At 69.3% G+C, this 8771-nt stretch carries 6 protein-coding genes, 2 tRNA genes and 3 pseudogenes; 9 read left to right on the forward strand and 2 right to left on the reverse strand.

The window, feature by feature from the left end; genetic code table 11:
* From ACFVYK_RS30250 to ACFVYK_RS30280, 7 genes and pseudogenes are all read left to right on the forward strand, one after another.
* A pseudogene (locus ACFVYK_RS30250) lies at positions 1–243 on the forward strand (IS5/IS1182 family transposase); the annotation flags it as partial.
* The gene (locus ACFVYK_RS30255; RefSeq protein ID WP_389779553.1) at positions 168–1064 is read left to right on the forward strand and encodes an IS5 family transposase; all 897 of its coding nucleotides are present in this window, start codon (positions 168–170) and stop codon (positions 1062–1064) included. The pseudogene ACFVYK_RS30250 and the gene ACFVYK_RS30255, both read left to right, overlap by 76 nt.
* Before the next feature lie 318 nt (positions 1065–1382).
* The gene (locus ACFVYK_RS30260; RefSeq protein ID WP_389779513.1) at positions 1383–1904 is read left to right on the forward strand and encodes a hypothetical protein; all 522 of its coding nucleotides are present in this window, start codon (positions 1383–1385) and stop codon (positions 1902–1904) included.
* 79 nt (positions 1905–1983) lie between these two features.
* Positions 1984–2370 (forward strand): hypothetical protein, encoded by a 387-nt coding sequence (locus ACFVYK_RS30265; RefSeq protein ID WP_389779514.1) that lies wholly within the window; start codon positions 1984–1986, stop codon positions 2368–2370.
* Positions 2371–2800: 430 nt separating this feature from the next.
* Complete coding sequence (locus ACFVYK_RS30270) at positions 2801–3328, forward strand: SMI1/KNR4 family protein (RefSeq protein WP_389779516.1); 528 nt, start codon at positions 2801–2803, stop codon at positions 3326–3328.
* A gap of 78 nt (positions 3329–3406) precedes the next feature.
* Positions 3407–3847, forward strand: a pseudogene (locus ACFVYK_RS30275) (Scr1 family TA system antitoxin-like transcriptional regulator); the annotation flags it as partial.
* Between the two features lie 230 nt (positions 3848–4077).
* Positions 4078–4485, forward strand: a pseudogene (locus tag ACFVYK_RS30280) (tyrosine-type recombinase/integrase); the annotation flags it as partial.
* A 94-nt stretch (positions 4486–4579) separates the two neighbouring features.
* On the opposite strand, the gene ACFVYK_RS30285 reads toward ACFVYK_RS30280, so the two are convergent.
* Positions 4580–4652: transfer RNA gene (locus ACFVYK_RS30285), tRNA-Arg, on the reverse strand.
* 215 nt (positions 4653–4867) lie between these two features.
* A tRNA-Ser gene (locus tag ACFVYK_RS30290) sits at positions 4868–4958 on the reverse strand.
* 157 nt (positions 4959–5115) lie between these two features.
* Between ACFVYK_RS30290 and ACFVYK_RS30295 the strand changes: the two genes are divergently transcribed.
* Complete coding sequence (locus ACFVYK_RS30295; RefSeq protein WP_389779517.1) at positions 5116–5646, forward strand: SSI family serine proteinase inhibitor; 531 nt, start codon at positions 5116–5118, stop codon at positions 5644–5646.
* Positions 5647–6016: 370 nt separating this feature from the next.
* Positions 6017–8771 (forward strand): PAS domain-containing protein (locus ACFVYK_RS30300; RefSeq protein WP_389779519.1); only part of this gene is annotated, 2755 nt, incomplete at its 3' end.

Raw genomic sequence — 8771 nt, forward strand, 5'->3', positions numbered from 1 at the left:
GTCTACGACCTGTTCCGGCGCTGGCAGCGGGACGGGACCTGGGCGAGGATCCTCACCCAACTCCAGGCCGAGGCCGATGCGAAAGGCCTGATCACCTGGGACGTGAACGTCGACTCCACCGTCTGCCGGGCCCATCAGCACGCCGCCGGAGCGGCGAAAAGGGGGACCTGCAGAAGGAACCGCCCGGCGGTGTCTTCGTCGAGCCGGCCGACCATGGCCTCGGACGATCCCGGGGCGGACTGACCAGCAAGATCCACCTCGCGGTCGAGCAAGGCCAGAAGCCCTTGTCCGTCGTGATCACGGCCGGGCAGCGGGGCGACTCCCCGCAGTTCGAAGCGGTCCTGGAAGCCATCCGGGTGCCGAGGCTGGGACTTGGCAGGCCGCGCAAGCGTCCGGACCGGGTGCGCGCCGACAAGGCGTACGACTCTCGCAGCAACCGCTCCTACCTGCGCAGACGCGGGATCAAGGCCACCATCCCGGTGCCAGCGGACCGTGTCCGTAACCGGCTCAAGCGCGGATCGCGTGGCGGGCGACCGCCGACGTTCGACAAGGACGACTACAAGCAGCGGCACGCGGTCGAGTGCGGGATCAACCGCCTCAAGCGCCACCGGGCCGTCGCCACGCGGTACGACAAACTCGCCGTCCGCTTCGAAGCGACCGTGGGAAGCTCGGGTTTCTTGGGGGTTGCTGCCGCGCTGACCTGCGGCGGAGTGGTGTCGGAGCGTGGTCGCACCCGTGACGAGTCCCCGCTGTTCCCTGCAGGATCTGGCACGCGAACGGCACGGTCTCCTCGCCTCGAACGTCCCTTGGCGGAGCTGGGCCCCGGAGTGCCTGAGCCTAAGCCAGCGACAGTCAGCCTCGATGGCGGGTCATCCGACCGTGCAGGCGCGCGTGTGCCTCGCTGCACCCCCGCCGGCCTGAGCCACGCTGTCCGCTGTCGCCCAGATCAAGCCCCCGCCAGCGGAAGCGTATGGGGGGTAGCACCTTGCCTGATGACCTCTTCGTCCCGAAGCAACTTGGACCAGGACGCTGCCTTGGGCTGGTGCGATTCTCACCTGCGCTGACGGTCCGCAGGCGTTCGCGGTTGAGCGCTGCTGTTCGTCGGTGTGTAGTAGTTGGCAGGGTTGCAGTGGTTCAAGCTCGTACGGTCTGCCACGGCAGCTAGGTCGCGCAGCGTGACGGATCCCAAGTGTGGCGGGTGCGATGCAAAAGGCAGGGCGACGGTTGCCTCGCGGATCCGTGATTTGAGACTCTCCCTAAGGGATTGAATGCCCTCTGCGCAATGGTTAGATTCCCAACGTTGGCCACTGACCAGGCAACTTTGGGGGAGAGAATTGAGAATCACGCGGAGAGTGACAAGCTTAGCGCTTGCTCTGCTTGCCGTGGCGACGCTGACTGGCGCCGCTTCCGCAGTCGAGCAGGCGGACGATGCTTCTCAGGAGCCGCTCCGCGCGGTCGCAGTTACCGTGACGGAACACAGTGAGAGTCAGACCGTTACTGACGGAGAAGTAAGCGCAGTTGAAAAGTCGGCCGCATTGGGGGTCACGCACTTCTTTTCCCCTCAGGCGCCCGATTATCGCGGCGACTCGGCTTACGGGCACCTCACCGGGCAGGTTCGCTATCATGATGGCGATCATATGACTTTCGCCTGGGGTCTGAAATTGAATGCTGCTACGGCGGCGCAGGCAACTGGGCCGATGTCCGAGAGTGCCACGGCAACGCGGAATGGCCGGAGTTTTGGCTATTCCGACAGTCACGGTGCCGTTGGGTCAAGTTACTTGGTCCACTCGTCATTCCGAGTGAACACCAGTCATTACGTTCTGACGGTCAAGGAGCACTTTCCGATTACTCGCGGAGAGAAGTACATCACGACCGTCTTCGACTTTACGGTGACGTTGATCTGACATACGATGGCTGTTCCCTTCAGGGGCCTCGAAGTGAGGGCCCTTGAAGTGGTCATTCTTCGCGATCAAGGATTCGCTCATGTCGAACCTAAAAGAACTTGTCGAGAGAGTAGTTCGCGACCTCTCGATGGGTACTGAGGAAAAGCCCACTGTTGCATATTCGAATCCGAATTCGGAAGGTTACGTAGAAATCTCCCTTCGGGACGAATCGGGCATGACGGTAGGCTTTAGCGTGGACCCGCTGGAATCTGAGGCGGAAATCCTCTACGAAATGGCCTATCGAATCCCAACTGTCTACGTCGAGCTTTACTCGGTTGGACTTCCTGTAGTGCCAGGAACGGGCCGACCTGCAGCACCGAGGATCAAGGAAGAGTCGGTTCTTTGGACAGATCCCAGCGAATCTGGAACGTGGTCGTGCCTCGTGGGTGAATACGGGAAATCGCCTGAAGAGAGAGAATGCCTGTAAGTCGCGGCCAGTGAATAGAGATTCAGGTTGGAGCTGTCTCTGGCCGCGAGTGATCATGGCCCATAAGCTTCGGGCGCGTCCGGAATTCTGTGGACCTGGCCGGCAGCGCACGATGTCGGGGTCATGATCTGCGCGGCTCGGCCCGAGGTGGCTCCGTAAAGCCGTGGAGTCGACCACCCCAGCCGCGACGTATCCCTGCCCTCACGGATAGCGGCTGAATGCTGTGTGGTGGCTCGGCCCCCGGCCGGGCTGGAGCGGGGCGGAGACAGGAGCGAAGGCCCGGCCGGGGGCCGGGCCGCGCGCGGGGAGCGGAGCGAGCCGCCTTGAACCAGTAGAGAAAGTTTGAATCATGGTCTCGCCACCGGCATCTGGCCGGCCGGGGCGAATCCTCAGCAGTCGTCAGGTACAGGCTGGTCGTTAGCCTGTCCACGTGATCCATACCGATGATCGACAATTCCCAGCTGCCCTCGCCGCCGCGCTGGCGCTCCCGTTCGACTACAACGATGGCGCGGGGGTCGACTTCGAAGCCTTCCCGGCGTTCCTGTCGGCGGAGGAGACCACCGACTGGTTCCGGGCCTGGACGGGGAATGCAGAGCTGAGTGGCGACCTATTCCGCGTGTTCGGGCAGGACGGCTCGGGCGGATACGCGGCGTTCTGGCTGATCCGACCCAGCCGCCCGCTCGTCGATCAGCCTGTGGTCCACCTCGGTTCCGAAGGTGAGACCGGTGTCGTGGCACGTGATCTGGGTGCCTTCTTGTGGCTGCTGGCCGGCGGCTTCGGCCCCTGTGAAGCAGCCAACTCAGACGAACCCGACTGGACACCGTCGCTCAACCTCGACTTCATGGCCGTCGCGGAACGATTCGCGGCCGACCAGCAGCAGCCGGCAGCTGACGTTATCGAGCAGGCGACCCGCGAGTTCCCAGACTTCGATGACACCATCATGGAGCTCTGCCGCTGACTCGGCACCCTACTGAGGGCAGGTCCCTCCGCTCAGTGGTGTAGAACCCTGGGTACGGGGAGTGAGCGGCGGGAGCTGATGAAGGCGCTTGGGGCGCGTCTTCGGGGGCTTCGTACAGAGGCTGGTCTGACAGGTGCTGTGCTGGCGCAGCGGGCTGGTGTGGGGCAACCGACCGTGTCGAAGGTTGAGAACGGGCGCATGGTTCCCAGCCTCGACGTCCTGGGGCGCTTGTCGCTGGCCCTCGACCTCGACGAGTCGACCTCTCGTGAAGTGCGTGACCTCCTGGTCGCCGTTGAAGCTGCGCCGGACACGGTCGTCGCGTCCGACCCGGAGGCTCCCGCTGGGGCAGTCCTTGATGACGCGGTGCGGTCTGCTCGGCTGGTTCGCTCGTTCCAGTGCGTTGTTCTGCCGGCCATGCTCCAGAGCGCCGAGTACGCCCGGCACGTTTTCGCGAGTGCGCCCAACTCGACGCCTGAGGCGGTCGGTCGTGATGTAGCCGCCCGGGTCGAGCGGCAGAGCCGACAAGCGACCGCCGAGGCGGGACGGGGGCAACGGTCCTCGTGCAGGGACCGAACAACCACTCGAAGGGTCCGGGCCCGATGGGCTTCGATGGGCTGATCCGCCGGCTCGGTTGTCCGCGCTCGCCGACACCCCGAGCCACAGCGTGCTCGGAGGAACCTGTAGGCAACGCGTCGACCGGCCCGCGCAGCTGAAGCAGTTCGACGGATTGCGGTTCGTCCGTCTCTGGGGAGTCGGGCGACTCCCTTCCCCTCCCGGCGTTCTGCCTCAAGGCGCTCCGCATGCGCCACGCTCAGCAGACCGGGGACCGGAAGGCGGCCGGGGAGCTCTGGCAGGACACCCGCGGCCTGGTCTTCACGACGAAGTACGGGACGCCCATCGAGCCGGGGAACCTGACCCGCATGTTCGCCCTGCGGGCCCGCCGCGCCGGCCTCCGTGTGATCCCGCTGCGGAACACCCGGCACACGTGCAGCTCGCTCCTCGTCGCCGTCAAGGTCCACCCGAAGGTGGCACAGCGCATCCTCCGTCACTCGCAGATCGCCATGACGATGGAGGTCTACGCGGAAGCGAGCGAGGAGGAGGTGCGCGCCGCGCTCGGGAAGCTGTCGGCGGCGATGGACGGCAGCGAGACGGGCTGACATCAAGGCCTGACATCACCCGTTGCTGTACTTCGCTGCTGTACGCCCTCGAAACACCAAAGGCCCCGGATCTCTCCGGGGCCTTTGACCTGTGTGCACTCGGCAGGATTCGAACCTGCAACCTTCTGATCCGTAGTCAGATGCTCTATCCGTTAAGCTACGAGTGCTTGTTATTCGGTTTTTTCTGCCTTCGCTTCCGGCCCTTCCGGCCCGCTCGCGGCGACAGGAAGAACATTACATGACTGCCGCCGACATGTGAAATCCGTTTGCCATACCCGTTGTGACCTGCGGAAACGCACTTTCTGGGGGGTCTCGGGGGCGGCGGCCCGCACCAGCGAACGACGAAGCCCCGGTCGGGTGGACCGGGGCTTCGGTGTTCGAGCGGAGGCGGAGGGATTTGAACCCTCGATGGGATTGAAGTCCCAAACCGCATTAGCAGTGCGGCGCCATAGACCGGACTAGGCGACGCCTCCAGCACAACCGCTCGCGTGTGTGCGAGTGGTGCGTGCAGATGATGACACAGTCGAGCGGGGTGTCACCAATCGGCCTCCACGTTACTAGGCACCCGGGTCGCAGGGCAAAGGCGTTGCCGGAGCGCAACGTCGTCGGCCGTGCGGCGTTAGTACGGTCATGTTCCAGGTCACCCCGCTCCGACGGTTCGCCGTCACCGCCTCAGCCGCCTGCGCCGCCGTGATCGCCGCCTCCGGCGCGGGCCCCGGCGCCGCCTACGCCGGCACGGCCGACGCGCTCACGACCGTCCCGTCGTACGTCGGCGACGGCGTGTCCCTCGCGCCGCCGCCGGTCCGGGAGGAGGACCAGGTCTCCGGCGATCATCTGACCGTCACCGTCCGGCACGCCGGTGCGGGGGTGGACGGGACCTTCGAGGTGTACTGCCACCCCGGCGGCGGCAGTCACCCGGATCCGGCAGGTGCGTGCGACGCGGTGGACCGGGACACCCGGTGGGGCCGTGACGTCTTCGCGCCCGTGCCCGAGGACGGCGTCTGCACCATGCGGTACGGCGGGCCGGCCACCGCGCACGTCACCGGACGCTGGGCCGGGCGGCCGGTCGACGCCGCGTACGACCGCAGCGACGGATGCGAGATCGAGCGATGGGAGCGGCTCGTGCCGCTGCTGCCCGATCTGCGCCCGGCAGGCCGCTGACCCGCTCGGACCCACCCCGGAGGCCGAGCGGGGGCGGAAGGACGGGCGTCCTCGTTCGGGTGCCGGCAGGTGCGTACAGGCGGTGCGGGGCGGAAGCACCCGTTCCGTAAAGGTCGCGCGAAGGTCCCGCGACTTCGCGGGGCCGTCGAATCGGGCGTCGAGCGGGCTCAGCGGCAGGCCGACGGGCGACAGGGCCGGTGGGGACGGGCACGGACATACGTTCTGTGCCGCTTCGTCGTGCGAGCTCCCTCTCATCCGGCGTCGCCGACGGGGCCCCAGCCCTTAGACTCCCTCGCGTGACACGCTGCGGACCGGTTGGCAATATGGCCCGAGCGGTCGGCAAAGTGCGGTAACAGGGAGGAAGCGACTCGTGAGCAGCAGGCCATCCCGAGGCGCTGCTCGCCTCGCAGCCATACTCGACGCGCTTCCCGACGCGTTGTTGCTGGTCAACGCCAACGGGACCGTCGTCAACGCGAACACCATCGCGCTGGAGGCCTTCGAGACTCCGGGCACGGCGCTGGTGGGGCGGGGGCTGCTCGACCTGCTTCCGCAGTTCGACTCCAAGCTGATCCCGGGCTCCATGCGGCGGCCTGACCACATGGACCCGCGCGGCCAGACCAAGCCGACCCGGATGATCGCGCGCCGCACCGACGGCACCGAGTTCCCGGTCGAGGTCACCAGCGCCAACCTCGAGAACGGTCAGCAGGCCTACGACGGCTACGGCTACCCGTCCGCCTCCGACGAGCTGCTGATGCTCGTGGTGCGCGATCTCTCCGGCACCGTCGACACCGAGGCCGAGCTGGCGCGGTCGCAGCGGCAGACCGAGATGATCCTGCGGGCCGCCTCCGAGGGCGTCGTCGGCACCGACACCGACGGGCGGATCGTGCTCGTCAACCCGGCCGCCGCCCAGATACTGGGATACCGGGCCAGCGACCTCGGCGGCAAGGAGCTGCACGACCTCGTGCTGCACTCGCGCGCCGACGGCTCGCCCTTCGCGTTCGACGAGTCGCCGCTGGCCGACACGCTGCGCTCCGGGCGCAAGCACCGGGTGCGCGGACAGGTGCTGTGGTCCAAGAGCGGGGACCGGGTCGCCGTCGACCTGACGACCGCGCCCGTGCGCGACGGCGACCAGCTCGTCGGCGCCGTCATGACGTTCACCGACCGGCGGCCCTTCGACGCCCTCGCAGAGGAGAAGGACTCCGTCGAGAAGCGGCACACGGCGGAGCTGGAGAAGCTTTCCGAGGAGCACGCCTCCGACCTCACCGCACTGCGCCAGCAGCACGTCACCGAGCTGGAGGAGCTGCGCGAGCGGCACGAGGAGGAACTCGCCGCGGGCGAGGATCGCTACGCCGCGCTCGGCGAACGGGAGAAGGACCGGTACGAGGCGCTCGCCGGGCGGCACGAGCAGTTGCTCACCCTGCTCGGGGACTCCCTGCGCGGCCCGCTGGACGAGCTGCGCCGCGAGCTCGCCGCGCTCGCCGCGGACGACGCCGGCCAGCTGTGGCCCGAGGCCAACCAGGTGCTCCACCACTTGTCGGCCGGTTACTCGCGGATCACGACGCTCATCGACAACGTCCTCGGGTATCAGCGGCTGGACACGGGGGCGGAGACCGTCGTCCGGACGAAGGTGATGCTCGACGCCGTCGTCGCGGCCGGCGTCGACGGCGCGGTCGAGCTCATCGGGCCCGGTCGGGTCCAGTTCGCCGTGCACGCGCCGCCCATCGAGGCCGAGGTCGACGCGCGGCTCCTCGCGACCGCGCTGGCGCACCTCGTGGCCGACGTCGCGGGCGTCGACGCCACCGGCAACGCGCCCGTCTCGGCGGGCGGTTACATGGACAACACCGTCGTGGTGGCGGCCGCCCAGCGTGGCGAGGTCGTGCGCATCGAGGTGCGCGGGCCGTACGCCGGCGGCGACCCCGTGCACGAGCCGATCGTGCGGGGCATCGTGCGGGCGCACGGCGGGGTGCTGCAGACGCACGAGGTGCCGGGCATGAGCGGCAGCGCCTATGTGCTGGAGGTGCCGTTGGGCGGCGGGGCCGGGGCCGTCCCGGCTCCGGCGGCCACGGCGCTGCCCGCCCTCGCGGCCGGTCCGGGCGCGGGCGCGGAGGACGAGGTCCCGGGCGAGCAGGGCGCCGGCGGGCGTCGGCGGGCCCGGCGGGCCTCCGTGGACGCGTTCCTGGAGGGTGAGGCTCCGGCCCCCGGCGCGGAGGGCGGCGCGGACCCGGAGGCGTCGGTTCCGACCGGACGCCGGCGCAGGCGCGGCCCGGCCGCGCCGGAGGTCCCGGGCGAGCTTCCGCCCGCGGTGGGCGAGGCCGAGGGCGCGGAGGCCGCGGAGGGTTCCGGCGGCACCGGGCGGCGGCGCGGGCGGTCGGCCGAGGTCGCCGTCGTGGGGGACGCGGGGGCCGACGGGGGTGTGAGCGAGGGCGCCGTCATGACCGCGGCGGAGCACGCGGCCGGAACCGCCGCCTCGGGCACGGGACTCGGCGGCACGGTCCCGCCGCAGGGCGTACCCGTCCCGGGCGGACGACGGGCCCGGCCCACACCGGACGAGCAGCAGCAACCGCAGTCGCCGTCGCCGTCCCAGAACGCCTTGCCGGCCGCTCTGCCGGCGCTCGCGAGCGCGTCGGCGCAGCCGCAGGGCACGTCGAACGCGGCCCCGGGCTCGGGCTCGGTCGCGGAGGCCGAGGCCGAGGCAGCGGCGGAGGCGGAGGACGGGCAGCCGACGGGGCGCCGTCGGCGTGCCCTGGCCGCCGCGAACGAGCGCGCCGCAGCCCAGGAGGCGGGGCCCCGCGCGGTGTTCGCCCTGCCGCCCGCTGCGGCGGACCGGGTGACGGATGGCCCCGGCGGTTCCGGCGGCCCCGGCGGTTCCGGCGGCACGAGCGCGGCGGAACAGGCCCGCGCCGTGGGGCCGGTGCCCCCTACGGGCGCGGGTCCCCTTCCCGCGCCGGGCGCTGGAGCGGTTCCGGGCGCCGGAGGGCTTCCCGAGGCCGCAGCGGTCCATGTCCCGGCACAGGCCCCGATCCCGGCGCAGGCCCCGGTTCCGATGCAGCCCCCCGTCCCCGCACACGGTCCGGTTCCGATGCAGCCCCCCGTCCCCGCACACGGTCCGGTTCCGGTGCAGCCCC

This window comes from Streptomyces sp. NPDC058291 (assembly GCF_042880855.1).
Taxonomy (GTDB): domain Bacteria; phylum Actinomycetota; class Actinomycetes; order Streptomycetales; family Streptomycetaceae; genus Streptomyces.

Coding starts and splice junctions, on each gene's coding strand:
- ACFVYK_RS30295 (WP_389779517.1), top strand. CDS start 5,116: ATGTTCCAGGTCACCCCGCTCCGACGGTTCGCCGTCACCGCCTCAGCC.
- ACFVYK_RS30265 (WP_389779514.1), top strand. CDS start 1,984: ATGTCGAACCTAAAAGAACTTGTCGAGAGAGTAGTTCGCGACCTCTCG.